The following is a 14,855-nucleotide window of genomic DNA, read 5'->3' on the forward strand; positions in this document are numbered from 1 at the left end:
CGTACCGGGTCTACGGGTGGTACACGACCTCGGGGAAGGCGGGCGACGGTCCGTCGAGCAGGTCGCCGCAGTGCCGGCCCCGCAGGTGGAGGTCGAAGAAGGCGCGCGGGTAGGCCTGTTGGACGCGGATCCCGCGCTGGGGGTCGAGGGTGCCGACCTTGGACCGGATCTGCTCCTCGGTCATGCCGAGCAGCCGGCCCGCCTGGGGGATCAGCGTCATGTTGTCGCCGTACGAGGAGTGCATGGCGCCGGTGGCCTGGACGTCGAGGCGCCAGCCGCGCAGGTGGCCCCAGAAGGTTTCGGCGTACGGGTTGGTGGCCCGGGCGAAGTCGGCGGTCATCATCATGAAGGGCCGGTCGATGTCGGTGGTGATGGCGGGGTTGGAGGCCATCGGCCCGTCGATGGCGAGCCCGGCGCGGATGCGTCGGTCGGCGACCAGGGCGAGGGCGGTGCCGGTGCCGCCCTTGGACCAGCCGAAGGCGCCGATGTTCCGCGCGTCCAGGCCGCCGGGCAGACCGGCCGGGAGGGTGCGTCCGTCGACGTCGGGGTTGCGGCCGTTGGCGAGGTCGACGACGCGGTCGAGCAGGAAGAGCAGGTCGGCGGCGTAGTCCCGCGGGTACAGCCCCGGGGCGGCGGCGTCCCGGGTGACGACCGTCCCGTCCGGGAACTCGGTGATGCCGTCGTGGGTGTGGTCGACGGTGACGACGGCGAAGCCGTGGCTGGCCAACTCCTGGACCACGATGGTGTGGTCGGCCCGGTGGCTGCCCGCGCCGTGCGAGTAGAGGACGACGGGCAGCGGCCGGCCGGACCGGTGGACGGGGGCGCCCTGGTGGCTCGAGGTGAGCGGGGCGAGGGAGAGGGGGAGCGGGAATCCGACGTCGTCGAGGAAGGCCTTCAGGGCGCCCTCGGTCATCCAGGGGGCGAGCGGGTACGACGCGGCGTCGGCGGTCCTGGCCGGGTACCAGACGGTGGCCATCAGCTCGCGGTACCGTCCGGGCCTGGCGTTCGGGTCCGGCCGGGACTCGTCGCGCAGGTGCAGCGGCACCATGCCGACCGGGAAGGGGCCGGTGGGCGTGGGCAGGGTGAGCCGTCCAGGCGTGGCGGTGGACGAGGACGGAGCGGCGGAGGGCGTGGGAGCGGCCGAGGCGGGGAGGGCGAGGCCCAGCGGCGCGGCGGCGCCCAGCGCGAGGGCGGCGCCCAGCATGCGGCGGCGCGTCGGTCCGGTGTGGGGTGCGATCGGCGTGGTGTCCATGCGCGGAACGCTGTCACGGGCGGCGGATCGGCGGCATCGGCCCGCCGGTTGATCCTCCGTCACCTGGCATTGGCCCACGGATGTACATCCCCGGGCTGATGTGCGAGGGATGCGGGAGGGCAGGGGAGGGGCCGGCGCCGCTCACACGGCGTTCTTGTCGATCAGCATCCGCAGCACGTTGACGTGGAAGTCCGGGAAGTCCATCGGCACGATGCCGAACCGGGCGCGCTGCTCGGTACGGGCGCTGAGGTAGGGGTACACCGTCCGGTCCATCAGGGACTGCGAGCTGCTCTTGGGCCAGTAACCACCGGCGTAGGAGAGGAAGTTGACGAACATCTTCGGGTAGCCGGGGTTACGGAAGGCCTTGTCGAACTGGGCCGTGATGTACTGCCCCTTCGTCCCCAGCGGGTCGATTCCGCCGGTCTGCCAGACGTCCTGGGTGTCGAAGTGAGCGTTCTCGCCGCTGGACCAGTCGATCAGGCCCCACGGATTGGCGAAGTCGGCGAGCAGGACGACCTTGCCCCGGGCGGTGGCGAGGGCGGGCCAGCCGTGGAAGTGGAACAGGCCGCGGTAGCCGAGCCCGTCGAGGTAGTGGTTCACCCGCCGCATGAACTCGGCGTCGTCCAGCGCCTGGCCGCCCGCCCGCTCGTTGCGCAGGCGCATCAGGACGGTCTCGCCGGGGTGTGCGCGGAGGAAGGACCGGCACTGGTCGAGCACGTCCTGGAGCCGGAGGTGCTGGTAGTTGTCGGCGTGGTAGATCCCGAGTTCGTCGGGCGCGCCCTGGAGGCCGTTGCAGCGGATGTCGAGGAAGCGGACGCCCTCGGTCAACTGCTGGGGGACTCCCCAGTTCTGGGTGTGTGACCACTCGGTGCCGTAGGCCGGGTTCTCGCAGCAGGAGTCGTGGGTGCCGGGGATGGTGAGGTCGAGCAGGGAGAGGCCGCCGTCCAGCCGGCTCATCCAGTCGCCGGTCGGCAGTCCGCGCGGGGTGGCGGCGCCGGCGGCGGCCCGGGCGGTGCCCGGCAGGGCGGTCGGCAGGGTGAGGCCGGAGGCGAAGGCGGCGCCGGTGCCCGCGCCCCACTTGAGAAGATCACGACGTGCGATGCCCATGGTGCGGCTCCTCGGGTCCGGTCGGTCGTCGGTGGCGTGCGCTGCCATCGTGGAGCACGCGGGCCATTATTTGACAGGTTCGCGACGTGAAGATCCTGGGCCGGGCCGGGGCTCCGCTGCCGTCCGTAGCGGCCCAGGCCCGGCCCGGGTCGGGTGAAGATCGAAATGCGTGGACGGCCGCCGCCCGCCACGGTGGGACCGTGGCCTCGATCGTCGTCCTCTTCGAACTGGCCCCGGACCAGACCCTCGGCCCCGAGGGTGTCGGGCCGGGCGTGGTCTCCGTGCACGTCGCCGGACAGGACCCGGACGTCCCGGAGGACCCGCAGGCGCGGACCCTGTGCGGGCTGGACACCGCTCCGATGGAGCACTCCCACTACCGCCCCGTCCGTCCGGGCGAGCCGTGGTACCCGCCCGAGCTGGAGCAGCAGCGCTGCCGGCTCTGCGAGGCGGCGCTGCGGCGCCTGTGAACCGGCCCCGTGTTGTCCGGTGCCGCTCCGTTCCGGGCGGTGTCGTGGGCGCGGTCAGGGCCGGCGGCCGGCGGGTCAGCGCGGCCGGTGGGCGACGGCGGCGAACATCGTCACCGACAGGTGGAACGTCCCGGCCTCGGCGGCCGCGTCGAGGCCGGCGTAGAGCCGGTCGCGCTGCTCCTCGGTGATCAGGCCCCGGCCGACGGCCGCCGCGCCGAGCCCGCGGACGATCGGGCGGGCGACCGCGTGGGAGTCGTGCAGCAGGACGTCGCCGCCGAGGTGGTCGACGGTCAGCCCCGCCTCGACCAGCCGGCCCGCGAGGCTGCGTCCGGCGTCGGGCTGGGCGGCGGTGCCCTGGACGACGGTGGCCAGCGCGGGGCGGATCTCCGGGGCCGTCGGGTGCAGCACGAAGGTGGACCAGTCGGTGTCCAGCAGGGCGATCCGGCCGCCGGGGCGCAGCACCCGGGCCATCTCGGCGACGGCCCTCGCCGGATCGGTGAGGTGCTGGAGGACGCGTTCGCACCAGACCACGTCCGACTCGCCGTCGGGCAGCGGTAGTGCGAGCGCGTCGCCGTCCAGGAACCGGGCCCGGCTGCCGGCCTCGGCGGCGCGCTGCTCGGCGACGGCCCGCAGGCCGGGGTGGGGCTCGATGCCGATCGCGTCGCCCTCCGGGGCGACCGCCGCAGCGAGCACCTGCGTCTCCGAACCGGTGCCCGCGCCGACGTCCAGCGCCCGCTCCCCGGGGCGCGCGGCGAGCCGGTCGTGCGCCCAGGCGCGCAGCCGCCGTACCCCGGGGTTGGCGGCCTGCACGTCCAGCGCGGTGACCAGCCGCGCGGTGACCGCCGGGTCGCGGTTGGCGGAGTGGAAGGCCGAGGTGGGGCGCGGGTCCGTCATGGCGCTCACCGTAACCGGAGGTGACGGCCCGTCCGTTCGTGCCCCACCGCGGCCCCCGGGGATCAGTACAGCTTGTTCACGGCGGCGCGGACGGTCTCCTTGAAAGCGGGGACGTCGGGCTGGGTCCAGTTGCTCTCCCACTCGACGATGGCGACGGTGTTGCCGTCCCGGCCCACGCCGTACAGGAAGTTGCGGTAGCCCTCCCAGGCCGGGACCTTCCGGAGGTGCACGCCGCCGACCGTCGCGCCCTCCTCGACGTCGACCGTGCCGTGGTCCTGGCCGGTCACCACGGTGCCCGGGTAGGAGGCCTGGGTCCGGGCCGTGCAGCCCGCGTAGTACTGCCGGGCGGACTCGGCGACGGCGACGGCCTCGGCCTCGGTCGGCAGCACGATGACCTTCTCGAAGGCGGCGGCGGTCTCGGAGGTGAAGAACTCCGCGCTCCAGACACCGTCCTCGGGGAGGCCGTTGCGGTTCCAGTCGGAGAGGCAGTGGGGTTCGGCGTTCCAGCCGGGCTCGTCCGACGGTCCGCCCTGCCAGGTGAGGGAGTCCGGGGGGAGGTCGGTGACGGCGAGCATGCCGGGCCGGGTGGCCTGTGCCTGTGCCTGGGTCGTGGCCTGGGCGGTCGCCGCGGCGATCAGCAGCGCGGCGGCCACCGCGCGCACCGCGGTCCTGGGCCTAGTCCTCATCCGTCCACCTCCGGGTGTCGTCAGCTGCGCCCAGCATCGGTTGTGACGGAAGTGTGTGCGGGGACGGACACGAAGGGAGGCCGGAACACCGCTCCCGGGGCGCCGGATCCGGCCGAAAACAGCCGGGAGGGCTGGGAGTGGGAAGTCGGGCGGGCCGGCTCCCCATGCCGGCTGGGTTCAGCTCGCGTCGCCGGTGCAGCAGGCGGCGGGGGCGCTGTCGGCGCTCTTGCCGAGGGTGTCGGCGTCGGACTTGACGACGTAGACCTCCCAGGGCTCCTTGCCGGGGGCGGTCACCCAGACCTTGTCCTGGACGGCGTAGCAGCAGGAGGTGTCGTTCTCCTCGAAGGTGGCGAGGCCGGCGTCCCGGAGGCGGGTGGTGGCGGCGGTGACCTGCTCGGTGGAGGCGACCTCGACGCCGAGGTGGTCCAGCCGGGTGTCCTCGCCCGGCTCGCCCTCGATGAGGACCAGCTTCAGCGGGGGCTCGGCGATGGCGAAGTTGGCGTAGCCGGGGCGGCGCTTGGCGGGTTCGGTGCCGAAGAGCTTGGAGTAGAAGGCGACGGAGCCTTCGAGGTCGGCGACGCGCAGGGCGAGCTGGACACGGGGCACGGTGGCCTCCATCAGGTTGAATCGATGCCTTTCGATGCAACCTTGCGCCCTGGATCGAAGTTCGTCAACATAGAGGCATGTCGAAACAGGAACTTCGGGTACTCGGCCAGGGCGACAGTCAGGACGGCCGCCGGGACGGTGGCCGGGACGACGGCGCGGACGTCGGACGGGACGGCTGCTGCCCCGGGCTGCTGAGCGCCCCGCTGGACGAGGCACAGGCCGCCGAACTGGCGCCGCTGTTCAAGGCGCTGGGCGATCCGGTACGGCTGCGGCTGCTGTCGATGATCGCCTCCGGCGCGGGCGGCGAGGTGTGCGTCTGCGACCTGACCCCGGCCTTCGACCTGTCCCAGCCGACGATCTCCCACCACCTGAAGCTGCTGCGCCAGGCCGGGCTGATCGACTCCGAGCGCCGGGGCACCTGGGTGTACTACCGGCTGGTCCCCGCGACCACCGACCGTCTCGCGGGCATCCTCACCCGCCCGACGGGCGGTCCCGCCTCCGCCGAGTCGGTCTGCGCCGAGCCCACCTCCGCCGAGCCCGCCCGCGCCGGGGCCGGATCGTGAGCGCCGCCGGGCTGCCGCCGGCCCCCGCGGCCCGCCGGCTGTCGTTCACCGACCGCTACCTGGCCCTCTGGATCCTCGCCGCGATGGCCCTCGGCATCGGCCTCGGCCGGCTCGTCCCCGGCCTGGGCGACGCGCTCGCGAAGGTGACCGTCACCGGCGTCTCGCTGCCGATCGCGCTCGGCCTGCTGGTGATGATGTACCCGGTGCTCGCCAAGGTCCGTTACGACCGCCTCGACACCGTCACCCGCGACCGCCGTCTGCTGATCCCCTCGCTGGTGCTGAACTGGCTGGTCGGGCCCGCCGTGATGTTCGCCCTCGCCTGGCTGCTGCTGCCCGACCTGCCGGAGTACCGCACCGGGCTGATCATCGTCGGCCTCGCCCGCTGCATCGCCATGGTGATCATCTGGAACGACCTGGCCTGCGGCGACCGGGAGGCCGCCGCCGTCCTCGTCGCCCTGAACTCGGTGTTCCAGGTGGTCGCGTTCGGCGCGCTGGGCTGGTTCTACCTGTCCGTGCTGCCCGGCTGGCTGGGCCTGGAGCAGGCGGCGCTCGACGTCTCGGTCTGGGAGATCGCCCGCAGCGTGCTGATCTTCCTCGGCATCCCGCTCGCTGCCGGCTTCCTCACCCGCCGCCTGGGCGAGAAGGCGCGCGGCCGCACCTGGTACGAGACCGCGCTGCTGCCGCGGATCGGCCCGTTCGCGCTGTACGGACTGCTGTTCACGATCGTCGTCCTGTTCGCCCTCCAGGGCCGGGCGATCACCGCGCGGCCCCTGGACGTCGCCCGGATCGCGCTGCCGCTGCTGGTCTACTTCGCCGTCATGTGGGCCGGTTCCCTGGCGCTGGGCCGCGCGGTGGGTCTGGAGTACCCGCGCGCCACCACCCTCGCGTTCACCGCCGCGGGCAACAACTTCGAACTGGCCATCGCCGTCGCCGTCGCCACCTTCGGCGCGACCAGCGGGCAGGCCCTCGCCGGAGTCGTCGGGCCGCTGATCGAGGTGCCCGTCCTCATCGGCCTCGTCCACGTGGCGCTCGCCGCCCGCCGCTACTTCCCCCAGCCCGCCTCCGAAGCCGGAGGTTCCGCCCGTGCCTGAGTTCGTGCCTGACACCGTGCCTGAGCCCGAGCCCACGCAGTCCATGCCGTCCAGGCCGTCGGTGCTGTTCGTCTGCGTGCACAACGCGGGCCGCTCCCAGATGGGTGCCGCCTTCCTCGCGTACCTCGGCGGCGACCGGGTCGAGGTCCGCTCGGCCGGTTCGGCGCCCGCCGGCACCGTCAACCCGGCCGTGGTCCTGGCGATGGGAGAGGTGGGGATCGACCTCGCCGCCGAGACGCCCAAGGTCCTCACCGCCGAGGCGGTCCGGGCCTCGGACGTGGTGATCACCATGGGCTGCGGCGACGCCTGCCCGTACTTCCCCGGAAAGCGCTACCTGGACTGGCAGTTGACGGACCCGGCCGGCCAGGGCGTCGAGGCCGTGCGTCCGATCCGCGACGAGATCGAGCGGCGCGTCCGCGGCCTGCTGGCGGAACTCGGCGTCACGCCCGCAGCGTGAGGAGGGGAGTGAGGCGAACGCCTCACTCCCGACACGCGTGCATCGGCGACCGCCGCGCCTGTCCGGAACGTGACGTCGTGTATCCGCCAGTGCCGGTGGCCCCGCTCGGCGAGGGTCGGTGCAGGCTCGTGGTCCTGATCGCGGGCCGGTCCACTCTGCACTCCGTGAAAGGCACCGCGCATGCACGTCGTCCCCGGGCTCAAGGTCCTGTACTTCGGAACCCCGGTGGTGCTGGTCAGCACCCTCAACGAGGACGGCACGGCGAACCTCGCGCCGATCTCCTCGGCGTGGTGGCTGGGCCAGTCCTGCATGCTCGGCCTCGGCAACAAGGCCCAGACCACCGCGAACCTACGGCGGGAGGGCGAGTGCGTGCTCAACCTGCCCTCGTCGGCGATGGTCGACGCCGTCGACCGGATCGCGCTCACCACCGGGAAGCCGGCCGTACCGGACTACAAGGTGGCGCAGGGCTACCGGTACGAGCCGGACAAGTTCCCGACGGCCGGGCTGACCGAGCAGGCGTCGGATCTGGTCCGGGCTCCCAGGGCGGCGGAGTGCCCGGTCCAGCTGGAGTGCAGGGTCGTCTCGGCCCACCCCTTCGGCGTTCCCGAGCCGCACGCCACCGCCTTCCAGGTCGAGGTCCTCCGCGCCCACGTGGAGGAGGAGTTGGTCATCCCCGGGACGCACTACGTGGACCCGCTCGGCTGGGACCCGCTGATCATGAAGTTCTGTGAGTTCTTCGGTGGCGGGCAGAACGTCCACCCGTCGAGGCTCGCCGAGGGCTGGAACATGCCGCACGGACTCCGGTCGGCGGCCGCCTGAACCGGCGCCCGGCGGCCACCCCCGGCGCGAGCCGGCAGGGCGTTCGGGGAGTGGGAAGCCGGCCAGACCGGCTCCCACTCCCCGGGTGCCAACAGGTGGTGCCCGATGGACGGTTCGGCTAGACGCCGACCGCGGTGCCGGCGTGGGCGGAGGCGGCCTGGTACTCGTCGTCGCCCTCGAACCGGGCTTCGCAGCCCGTGGTGAGGGTGCTGGCGACGATGACCGGGTCGAGGATCTTGGAGCCGGAGTTCAGCTTGGCGATCCCGCTCTGGTCGGTGGTCGCGGAGCCGACCCGCTGGCCGCTCGCGGTGCTGTAGAACGTGACCTGCCGCCCCACGATCGGCTTGCCGTCCGCGTCGGTCAGGGTGGCCTCGAAGTCGCCGCTGATCGGTGCGTTGGCGACCACGTGGCCGCCTACCGTGCGTGCCTTGAGCTGGACTGCCTTCTTCTCGGTAGTCATGGCGTGACCTCCCGGATGCTCTGGGCTACTGCTTCCACCGTAGGCACGTCCGCGAGGGCCTGCACCCGGGCCGCATCGCCGCAGGTCAGGCGAACAGGAGGTGGACGTCGTACCGGGCCGGGGAGCCGGTGTCGGCAACCACGTTCCCGCCCGGCGAAGGCTTGGTGCGCAAGGTGCGGATGGGGAAGACTCGCACGCATGGTTTCGGTGTTGCAGAACGTGGCGATCGACTGTGCGGATGCCTATGGGCTGGCGCGGTTCTGGAGCGGTGTGATGGGCCGTCCGCTGGAGGCCGACTGCCGGCCGGGGGACCGGGAGACGCAGGTGCTGCTGGCGGGCGGCCTGGTGCTGTACTTCAACGAGGTGCCCGAGGCCAAGACGGTCAAGAACCGGGTGCACCTGTGTCTGCGGCCGGAGACCTCGCGCGACGAGGAGGTGGAGCGGCTGTTCGGCCTCGGTGCCACGCTCGTCGCCGATCACCGGAAGCCCGACGGTGCGGGCTGGGCCATCCTCGCCGACCCCGAGGGCAACGAATTCTGTGTCCTGCGCAGCGAGTCCGACCGGGCCGCCGCGCATCCCTGACGCTCGCGCGGGGGAGGACGCGGGGAGTGGGGGAGCCGGCTCGGTCGGCTTCCCACATCCCGGTGGCTGGAGGGCCTTGATGTCGGTGGCGGACATGATGGAATCGGCGATCGCCGGCATACGGCGGGAGGGCTACGATCCGGCGGCGCTGGCGGGCGAGAGCTGCGTCCGGACGTTCGCCGACCTCCTGCGGACCGGATCGCGGAACTGGCAGCTGGTCGCCGACGCGGTCGCCGCCACTCCGCCCGATGTCGAGCTGGCAGGCCGGATCCTGCGGACGAAGCTGACGTTCGAGGACGACCGCAATCCTCACGTCACCTCCTTCGAGCAGGACGTACGGATCGCCAGGGACTCCAGGGCCCAGGGACACCGACTCGGGAGCGACGCGTTCCTGCTGGCGGTCGGGCCGGTGCGGCCGGCGCTGTACCGGGCCCAACTGGCTGCCGTCGGCGCTGTGGACGCCGCGCTGTCCGAGGCCTCCGAGCTGGCGGGACTGCCCGGCCGGGCCGACGAGCTGCGGGGCCGGGCCGACCGGGCCCGCACCTCCTGGGGCAGGAGGCGGCTGGAGCAGCGGACGGCCGAACTCGACGGCCGGGCGGCCACCCTGGCGGCGGGCCGGGAGGATCGGGTCGGGCAGGCGCAGGAGGAGGTCGCCCGGTTCGTCGCGGACGTGGCCGCGACCGTGGCGCTGTTCGACGGCACCTTCGGGATCGACAGCCGGTAGACCGGTGACGGAGTGGGGAGTCGGTGGGGCCGACTTCCCACTCCTGGTGGGTTCGGTGGGGTTCAGGGGGTGTCGGGGGTGGTGGCCGGATCGGTGGTGGGGGCGGGGTCGGGGAGGTCGATCTCGGCCCATACGGTCTTGGCGTTGGGGTGGCGGGGGATGGTGCCCCAGCGGTGACAGAGGGCGTCGATGAGGGTGAGGCCGCGTCCGGTCTGGGCGTTGAGGGTGTGGACGAGGGGGAGGACGGGGAGTCTGTCGCCCCTGGGGTCGCTGATCTCGATGCGGAGGGTGGTGCCCCGGCGCACGGTGGTGGTGAGGGAGAGGTGAAACTCGAACCCGCGCCCCGGAACGCGTCCGTGCGTGGTCGCGTTGGCGGCCAGCTCGGCGATGACCAGCAGGGCGCAGTGGAAATGCTCGGTGTGGGTGGAGTCCAGCTTCCAGTCGGTGAGTTGACGCCTCGCCAGGCGTCGGCAGATCGCCGCGCCCTTGGGGGTGGCGTTGAGGAGGGTGGTGTGGGGCTGGGGGTTGTCGAGGGGGATTTCGGTCGTCATGGGAGATAAGCGTGGCGGCGCGGAAGTACCCTGACCATGCATTCGGCAAGCACGGAGAGTGCCTGTATGAGTGCGGACGGCTTTCGTGCGGCTCAAGCACAGAAGGGTGACCACGATGGGTACGGCGGGCGGCAACGGGTCGGGCAACGACGACGTGCGGACGGAACTGCCGGAGGACCTGGCGGAAGTCTCGGACTTCTTCCGTGCGATCGGAAAGCAGATCAAACTCCTGCGAGAGCAGAAGGGGTTGACGCAGAAGGAACTCGGCGAACGCATCGGCTATGGCGAGCAGCTGGTCAGCGCGGTGGAGCGCGGGCTGCGGACCCCGCAGCCCGAACTCCTGGTCGCGGTGGACCGGGAGCTCAACGCGGGCGGACTGCTGGCTGTCGCGAGGGACGACGTGATGAAGGCGCGGAACAAGGCCCGTGTGCGCCACCCCGCCTGGTTCCGGGGCTATGTCGAACTGGAGCCCGTGGCGGTCGAGATCCATGAGCACAGCACTCTGCTCATCCCGGGATTGCTGCAAACCGAGGCGCACGCGCGAGCTTTGTACGGGATGAGGCAGCCGTTGTTGACCGAAGAGGTCATCGAGGAGCGGGTAACGTCCAGAATTGCTCGTCAGGAAATCCTGACGGGATGGCCTCGTGCGATCTTCAGCTGGGTCATCGACGAGAGTGTCCTTCTGCGGCCTCTGGGTGGTTGGGAAGTTCACCAGGAGCAACTGCGTCATCTCCTGAAGGTGGGGCGGATGCGAGGGATGGCCATTCAGGTCATGCCGTTGAGTAGGAGTGAGCACGCTGGGCTGGGAGGCCCGTTCACTCTGATCACCCCCAAGGGGCGGTCGCAGACCGGCTACATCGAGGCGCAGCAGAGCAGTCGGCTGATTACGGATCCGGAGGAAGTCCGTATCATGAACGCACGCTACGGCGCTCTCAGGGCCCAGGCCCGTACGCCGGAGGAGTCCCTGACCGTGATCGAGAAGATGCTGGGAGAACGATGAACACCAAGCTGGCGTGGATCAAGAGCAGCTACAGCAGCAACGAGGGCGGTCAGTGTGTCGAGGTCGCCGACACCCCCGGCACCGTCCGCGTGCGTGACTCCAAGGACAAGTGCGGCCCGCAGCTGGCCTTCGAGCCCGCCGCCTGGGAGGCCTTCGTGAAGTTCGCCGCCACCACCGAGGTCTGACCGGCCGGATCTCCCCTCAACGGCCCACCGCTCCGACAGCGGCGGGCCGTTGGCGCGTCAGCGCCACAGCCAGAGCAGCACCCCGCCCGCGATGGCCGTCCCCGCCATGACGACGAGTGCCCCGATCGCGCAGCCGAGGTCGCTCTTCCCGCCCCGGTGCTCGGCCGCGAGGTCCGGAGTGAAGTCGCTCGGATCCTCGGGGGTGTAGTGGATCACGAGGTCCTGCCCGTACGTGACGGCTTCGTCCGGCAGGCGCGCGGGGTAGTGGGCCGTGACGGCCACCCCCTCGTGGGTGGTGAAGGTGACGACGGGCGTCCGGCTGGTCGTGACGTCGCCGTCCGCGTCGGTCTCCACGGTCCTGAGGACGGCGACGACGCGACCGGGCACCGCCGCCATGGCGGTCAGCCTGTCGAGACGGGCCTGCGCCTGCTGCCGGTCCCCCGGCAGGTAGAACGCGGCGAGGAACGTCCCCGGCGCGCCGCCCCCGACCAGCGCCCACGGCCAGGACCAGTCGACCGCCGCGAGGGCCACCAGGCCGCAGTACACCAGGACCGTCCAGAAGGCCGGCCAGCCGAGCCCGCGCCGGCCCGCCTGGAGGTCGTCCACGAACCGGAAGGCGTGCGGGCGCCGCCGCGGGTACCGCACCCCGACCTCCCGGCCCACCCAGGCCGCGGTGATCCGGTCGCCGCACTGGCCGTCGTTGGTGACGACGTGCTCCTCACCGCTGGACGGGTCCCGGAAGCGGACGACCACCGCTATCCCGTCCTTCTGCGAGCCCCCGTTCCTGGGCTCGCCCACCCGCTCGATCCGCCCCGGCACCCGGACCGCCCGCTGCGCCTTGGTCAGGCCGGCCAGCGACAGGCCGTACCCGAGCACCGCCAAGGCGCCGGACACCCCGCAGCACAGGACCAGAACTCCGTGCCAACTCCAGCTCATGAGCCGCCCGTTCCTCGTTCGGTGGGGTCAGTGCGCCGCGGTGCGCCGAAGCACCCGGCCCTGGTCGTCCGCCTGCAGCACGGCGGAGCCCTCGGGGCCGGTCACGCTGACCACGATGGTGACGGCCCCGCCGAGCCGGGAGACGACGATGTTCCAGTTCTGCGCGCTCTGGCCGCCGAGGCCGCTCCTCGCCTCCTCGACCAGGGCCGGGAAGCGCTCGTAGGGCAGCGCCGACACCGGGAACGCCTGGGCCTTCGCGTCGTCCGAGGCGAAGGTCACCAGCAGCAGGCGGTCCTGCACGACGAGGTTGGTCGCCAGGTTCTGCTCACCGTGCCGGGTCACCGCGTCGATGTCCGAGCGCAGTTCGCCCTCGGTGAGGAACGACTGCCCGGGGCCGAGTTCGACGGTGCCGGACCCTCCCGTCACCACTCTGGTCGACGAGGTCGAGGAGACCGAGGGCGGCGCCGACGAGGACGGCGGCTCGGTGGCCTTGTCCTCGAACAGGTCCACGCGGAACAGGAAGACCACGGCCGCCGCGGCGAGCAGCAGCCCGACGAACCCGAGGAAGCCGACGGCACAGCCGTCGGGCGGTTCGCTCAGCTTGGTCGATTCGGGTGCCGAGTCGAGCCGCGCGCCGGCGGCCCGCTCCTCCCACTCGGGAATCGGCCGCTTCACGATCCGCACCTTCGCCGGGCTGTCCGGCGGGTAGCGGACGACCAGGATGCCGCCCGGCCGGTAGTCGGGGAGGTCGGTGACGTTGATGTCCTGGGTGAACTCCACCCGGAACGCCGGCCCGTCGTCCGGCGCGACGGTGAGGTCGAACCGCACCGGCCGGTCGGTCATCTCGCTCTGGGGGACGTCCCGGCTCTCGATCATCGCGAGCGCCGTCCGCGGCGCGAGGGCCGCCTCCCGGGCCCTTCGCGGCATGCTCGCGAGGTACAGCAGCCCGCCGTAGGCGAAGGGAAGGGCCAGCCCGGCGATGAACAGCGGCGCGTTCTCGATGACGACGCCGACGACCATCGCGGCGAGCGATCCTCCGGTCACGCCGCCTGTCAGGAAGCCGCGGGCGAGGGCGACCGGCGTGTTGCGCGTGGGCGGCGAGCCGGTGGTGGTCGTCATACCGGTGATTGTGCCGGGTGGGGATGGCAGCCGACAGACCGATTCCGCAACGAGATCGTCACCGTGCCCGCGCCGAGGTCATGCCCGTGGCGAGCGGCTCGTCCGGCGTCGCCGGGCGGACGAAACGGCGGCCGGCCCTCCCGCACGAGGAGTCGGACCGGCCGACTTCTCGCGCGGCAGCGATCCAGGGCCCAACTCCTCTGCACGTAGGTGCAATCGGCTCGGTGCTGGGGCCGGGGTGTGGCTAGGCTCTCCGGCAGTCCACCCCGACACTCCCAGGCAGGTGAACCATGCCCTCAGTCATGCCGTCCAGCAGCGCGGAAGCGGCCCGGAAGGAAGTCGCCTCCCGGCTCCGGGAGTTGTGCCGCGACGCCGGAATCAACGGGCGCGAGCTGGCCCTCCGGGCCGGCTGGCACCCCTCCAAGTCGTCCAGGATCATCAACGCGCTGACCTCCCCGTCCGACGAGGACATCCGCACCTGGTGCCGGCTCTGCGGCGCGGAGGAGCAGTCCGCCGACCTCATCGCCGCGACGCGGTCCGCCGAGTCGATGTACGTGGAGTGGCGGCGCCTCCAGCGCACCGGGCTCACGCGGTTGCAGAACTCGTACGTGCCGCTGTTCGAGCGCACCGAGGTATTCCGGGTCTACAGCTCCACGCTCGTCCCCGGATTCCTCCAGAGCCGCGCGTACGCGACGGCGCTGCTGTCCGCCATCACCCGCTTCCACGGCACGCCCGACGACGTCGCCGAGGCGGTCGACGCCCGGCTCGCGCGGTCGCGCATCGTCAGGGAGGGCAGGCAGCGGTTCGCGCTGCTGATGGAGGAGTCGGTGCTGCGCCACCGGGTCGGCGACGCCGGGACGATGCGCGGGCAGCTCGCGGACCTGCTGGCCGCGACCTCGCTGCCCGCCGTCTCACTGGGGGTCATCCCGGCCGGTGCGGAGCGGGAGGTGTGGCCGCTGGAGACGTTCAGCGTCTACGACGGCGGCCGGGTCGAGGTGGAGACCCTCACGGCGAGCCTGACCGTGACCAGGCCCCGCGAGATCGCCCACTACCTGGACGCCTTCGAGAAGTTGTCCGCGACGGCCGTGTACGGCGACCGGGCCCGGGCACTGGTCGGCTCGGCGGTCGAGGCGCTGGGAGGAGGCTGATCCCCCGGCGGTCCACCTCGGCGGCGAGGCGGGTGTTCACCCGAAGGGGTGGATCCGGTGTGCGGCGGCCCCGGCCGCCGGGGTGCCCGTCGTCGACGTGCGGGAAGCGGTCCGGGGCGTACGGGTCCGTGAGGGCACGGATACTACAACTCTACTGAAAGTGTCAGGAGTTGAATGGGGGAGCCACTCGTACCAGTGAATCTGATGA

General features: G+C 72.1%; 19 protein-coding genes. 10 read left to right on the forward strand and 9 right to left on the reverse strand.

Annotated features, from left to right (window positions below):
• Positions 1-10: 10 nt before the first annotated feature.
• Positions 11-1,252 (reverse strand): alpha/beta hydrolase family protein, encoded by a 1,242-nt coding sequence (locus tag BU198_RS27490; protein ID WP_188299572.1) that lies wholly within the window; start codon positions 1,250-1,252, stop codon positions 11-13.
• A 141-nt stretch (positions 1,253-1,393) separates the two neighbouring features.
• A complete protein-coding gene (locus BU198_RS27495; protein WP_188299573.1) occupies positions 1,394-2,359 on the reverse strand; it encodes a phosphatidylinositol-specific phospholipase C in 966 nt (321 codons plus the stop codon).
• A 200-nt stretch (positions 2,360-2,559) separates the two neighbouring features.
• Here BU198_RS27495 and BU198_RS27500 point away from each other — a divergent pair, with 200 nt between their 5' ends.
• Positions 2,560-2,826: a hypothetical protein gene (locus tag BU198_RS27500; RefSeq protein ID WP_188299574.1), complete on the forward strand. Its 267-nt coding sequence runs from the start codon at positions 2,560-2,562 to the stop codon at positions 2,824-2,826.
• Positions 2,827-2,901: 75 nt separating this feature from the next.
• Here the strand turns inward: BU198_RS27500 and BU198_RS27505 are convergent, their stop codons facing one another.
• The 3 genes from BU198_RS27505 to BU198_RS27515 form a co-directional block, all read right to left on the reverse strand.
• Positions 2,902-3,720, reverse strand: a complete 819-nt coding sequence (locus BU198_RS27505; RefSeq protein ID WP_188299575.1) for a methyltransferase domain-containing protein — start codon at positions 3,718-3,720, stop codon at positions 2,902-2,904.
• 62 nt (positions 3,721-3,782) lie between these two features.
• Positions 3,783-4,406, reverse strand: a complete 624-nt coding sequence (locus BU198_RS27510; protein ID WP_188299576.1) for a hypothetical protein — start codon at positions 4,404-4,406, stop codon at positions 3,783-3,785.
• A 177-nt stretch (positions 4,407-4,583) separates the two neighbouring features.
• On the reverse strand, positions 4,584-5,012 hold the full coding sequence (locus BU198_RS27515; protein ID WP_188299577.1) for an ArsI/CadI family heavy metal resistance metalloenzyme: 429 nt from the start codon (positions 5,010-5,012) through the stop codon (positions 4,584-4,586).
• A 77-nt stretch (positions 5,013-5,089) separates the two neighbouring features.
• On the opposite strand from BU198_RS27515, the gene BU198_RS27520 reads away from it, so the two are divergent.
• The 4 genes from BU198_RS27520 (at position 5,090) to BU198_RS27535 (ending at position 7,942) form a co-directional block, all read left to right on the forward strand.
• Entirely contained in the window at positions 5,090-5,575 is a 486-nt protein-coding gene (locus BU198_RS27520) for an ArsR/SmtB family transcription factor (protein WP_223245008.1), read from the forward strand.
• The gene (arsB, locus tag BU198_RS27525; protein ID WP_188299578.1) at positions 5,572-6,666 is read left to right on the forward strand and encodes an ACR3 family arsenite efflux transporter; all 1,095 of its coding nucleotides are present in this window, start codon (positions 5,572-5,574) and stop codon (positions 6,664-6,666) included. Before BU198_RS27520 ends, arsB begins: the two co-directional genes overlap by 4 nt.
• Before the next feature lie 43 nt (positions 6,667-6,709).
• Entirely contained in the window at positions 6,710-7,123 is a 414-nt protein-coding gene (locus BU198_RS27530; RefSeq protein WP_188299597.1) for an arsenate reductase ArsC, read from the forward strand.
• Positions 7,124-7,303: 180 nt separating this feature from the next.
• Positions 7,304-7,942 carry a flavin reductase family protein gene (locus BU198_RS27535; RefSeq protein ID WP_188299579.1) on the forward strand — a complete coding sequence of 213 codons (639 nt, stop codon included), beginning with the start codon at positions 7,304-7,306 and terminating at the stop codon, positions 7,940-7,942.
• Positions 7,943-8,060: 118 nt separating this feature from the next.
• On the opposite strand, the gene BU198_RS27540 is transcribed toward BU198_RS27535, so the two are convergent.
• A complete protein-coding gene (locus tag BU198_RS27540) occupies positions 8,061-8,402 on the reverse strand; it encodes an Ig-like domain-containing protein (protein WP_188299580.1) in 342 nt (113 codons plus the stop codon).
• Between the two features lie 198 nt (positions 8,403-8,600).
• Here BU198_RS27540 and BU198_RS27545 point away from each other — a divergent pair, with 198 nt between their 5' ends.
• Positions 8,601-8,984, forward strand: a complete 384-nt coding sequence (locus BU198_RS27545) for a VOC family protein (protein WP_188299581.1) — start codon at positions 8,601-8,603, stop codon at positions 8,982-8,984.
• A gap of 79 nt (positions 8,985-9,063) precedes the next feature.
• Positions 9,064-9,708: a hypothetical protein gene (locus BU198_RS27550; RefSeq protein ID WP_188299582.1), complete on the forward strand. Its 645-nt coding sequence runs from the start codon at positions 9,064-9,066 to the stop codon at positions 9,706-9,708.
• Between the two features lie 62 nt (positions 9,709-9,770).
• Here BU198_RS27550 and BU198_RS27555 read toward each other — a convergent pair whose 3' ends face one another.
• Positions 9,771-10,259: an ATP-binding protein gene (locus tag BU198_RS27555; protein WP_188299583.1), complete on the reverse strand. Its 489-nt coding sequence runs from the start codon at positions 10,257-10,259 to the stop codon at positions 9,771-9,773.
• A gap of 115 nt (positions 10,260-10,374) precedes the next feature.
• On the opposite strand from BU198_RS27555, the gene BU198_RS27560 reads away from it, so the two are divergent.
• Both BU198_RS27560 and BU198_RS27565 read left to right on the forward strand, forming a co-directional pair.
• Positions 10,375-11,259, forward strand: a complete 885-nt coding sequence (locus BU198_RS27560) for a helix-turn-helix transcriptional regulator (protein ID WP_188299598.1) — start codon at positions 10,375-10,377, stop codon at positions 11,257-11,259.
• Positions 11,256-11,444, forward strand: coding sequence for a DUF397 domain-containing protein (locus BU198_RS27565; protein ID WP_188299584.1), 189 nt, complete (start codon positions 11,256-11,258; stop codon positions 11,442-11,444). Before BU198_RS27560 ends, BU198_RS27565 begins: the two co-directional genes overlap by 4 nt.
• Before the next feature lie 57 nt (positions 11,445-11,501).
• Here BU198_RS27565 and BU198_RS27570 read toward each other — a convergent pair whose 3' ends face one another.
• A complete protein-coding gene (locus tag BU198_RS27570; RefSeq protein ID WP_188299585.1) occupies positions 11,502-12,380 on the reverse strand; it encodes a DUF3592 domain-containing protein in 879 nt (292 codons plus the stop codon).
• 27 nt (positions 12,381-12,407) lie between these two features.
• On the reverse strand, positions 12,408-13,499 hold the full coding sequence (locus tag BU198_RS27575; protein ID WP_188299586.1) for a DUF3592 domain-containing protein: 1,092 nt from the start codon (positions 13,497-13,499) through the stop codon (positions 12,408-12,410).
• A 302-nt stretch (positions 13,500-13,801) separates the two neighbouring features.
• Here BU198_RS27575 and BU198_RS27580 point away from each other — a divergent pair, with 302 nt between their 5' ends.
• Positions 13,802-14,647 carry a helix-turn-helix domain-containing protein gene (locus tag BU198_RS27580; protein ID WP_411293240.1) on the forward strand — a complete coding sequence of 282 codons (846 nt, stop codon included), beginning with the start codon at positions 13,802-13,804 and terminating at the stop codon, positions 14,645-14,647.
• Positions 14,648-14,855: the final 208 nt, after the last annotated feature.

Origin of the sequence: Streptomyces sp. CBMA156, from assembly GCF_014596515.1 — a bacterium.
GTDB lineage: Bacteria > Actinomycetota > Actinomycetes > Streptomycetales > Streptomycetaceae > Kitasatospora.

Bases quoted from the DNA above. Each gene is read 5' to 3' on its own strand.
- BU198_RS27490 (WP_188299572.1), bottom strand. From the start codon at position 1,252: ATGGACACCACGCCGATCGCACCCCACACCGGACCGACGCGCCGCCGC.
- BU198_RS27495 (WP_188299573.1), bottom strand. From the start codon at position 2,359: ATGGGCATCGCACGTCGTGATCTTCTCAAGTGGGGCGCGGGCACCGGC.
- BU198_RS27505 (WP_188299575.1), bottom strand. From the start codon at position 3,720: ATGACGGACCCGCGCCCCACCTCGGCCTTCCACTCCGCCAACCGCGAC.
- BU198_RS27510 (WP_188299576.1), bottom strand. From the start codon at position 4,406: ATGAGGACTAGGCCCAGGACCGCGGTGCGCGCGGTGGCCGCCGCGCTG.
- BU198_RS27520 (WP_223245008.1), top strand. From the start codon at position 5,090: ATGTCGAAACAGGAACTTCGGGTACTCGGCCAGGGCGACAGTCAGGAC.
- BU198_RS27530 (WP_188299597.1), top strand. From the start codon at position 6,710: ATGCCGTCCAGGCCGTCGGTGCTGTTCGTCTGCGTGCACAACGCGGGC.
- BU198_RS27535 (WP_188299579.1), top strand. From the start codon at position 7,304: ATGCACGTCGTCCCCGGGCTCAAGGTCCTGTACTTCGGAACCCCGGTG.
- BU198_RS27540 (WP_188299580.1), bottom strand. From the start codon at position 8,402: ATGACTACCGAGAAGAAGGCAGTCCAGCTCAAGGCACGCACGGTAGGC.
- BU198_RS27545 (WP_188299581.1), top strand. From the start codon at position 8,601: ATGGTTTCGGTGTTGCAGAACGTGGCGATCGACTGTGCGGATGCCTAT.
- BU198_RS27550 (WP_188299582.1), top strand. From the start codon at position 9,064: ATGTCGGTGGCGGACATGATGGAATCGGCGATCGCCGGCATACGGCGG.
- BU198_RS27555 (WP_188299583.1), bottom strand. From the start codon at position 10,259: ATGACGACCGAAATCCCCCTCGACAACCCCCAGCCCCACACCACCCTC.
- BU198_RS27560 (WP_188299598.1), top strand. From the start codon at position 10,375: ATGGGTACGGCGGGCGGCAACGGGTCGGGCAACGACGACGTGCGGACG.
- BU198_RS27565 (WP_188299584.1), top strand. From the start codon at position 11,256: ATGAACACCAAGCTGGCGTGGATCAAGAGCAGCTACAGCAGCAACGAG.
- BU198_RS27570 (WP_188299585.1), bottom strand. From the start codon at position 12,380: ATGAGCTGGAGTTGGCACGGAGTTCTGGTCCTGTGCTGCGGGGTGTCC.
- BU198_RS27575 (WP_188299586.1), bottom strand. From the start codon at position 13,499: ATGACGACCACCACCGGCTCGCCGCCCACGCGCAACACGCCGGTCGCC.
- BU198_RS27580 (WP_411293240.1), top strand. From the start codon at position 13,802: ATGCCGTCCAGCAGCGCGGAAGCGGCCCGGAAGGAAGTCGCCTCCCGG.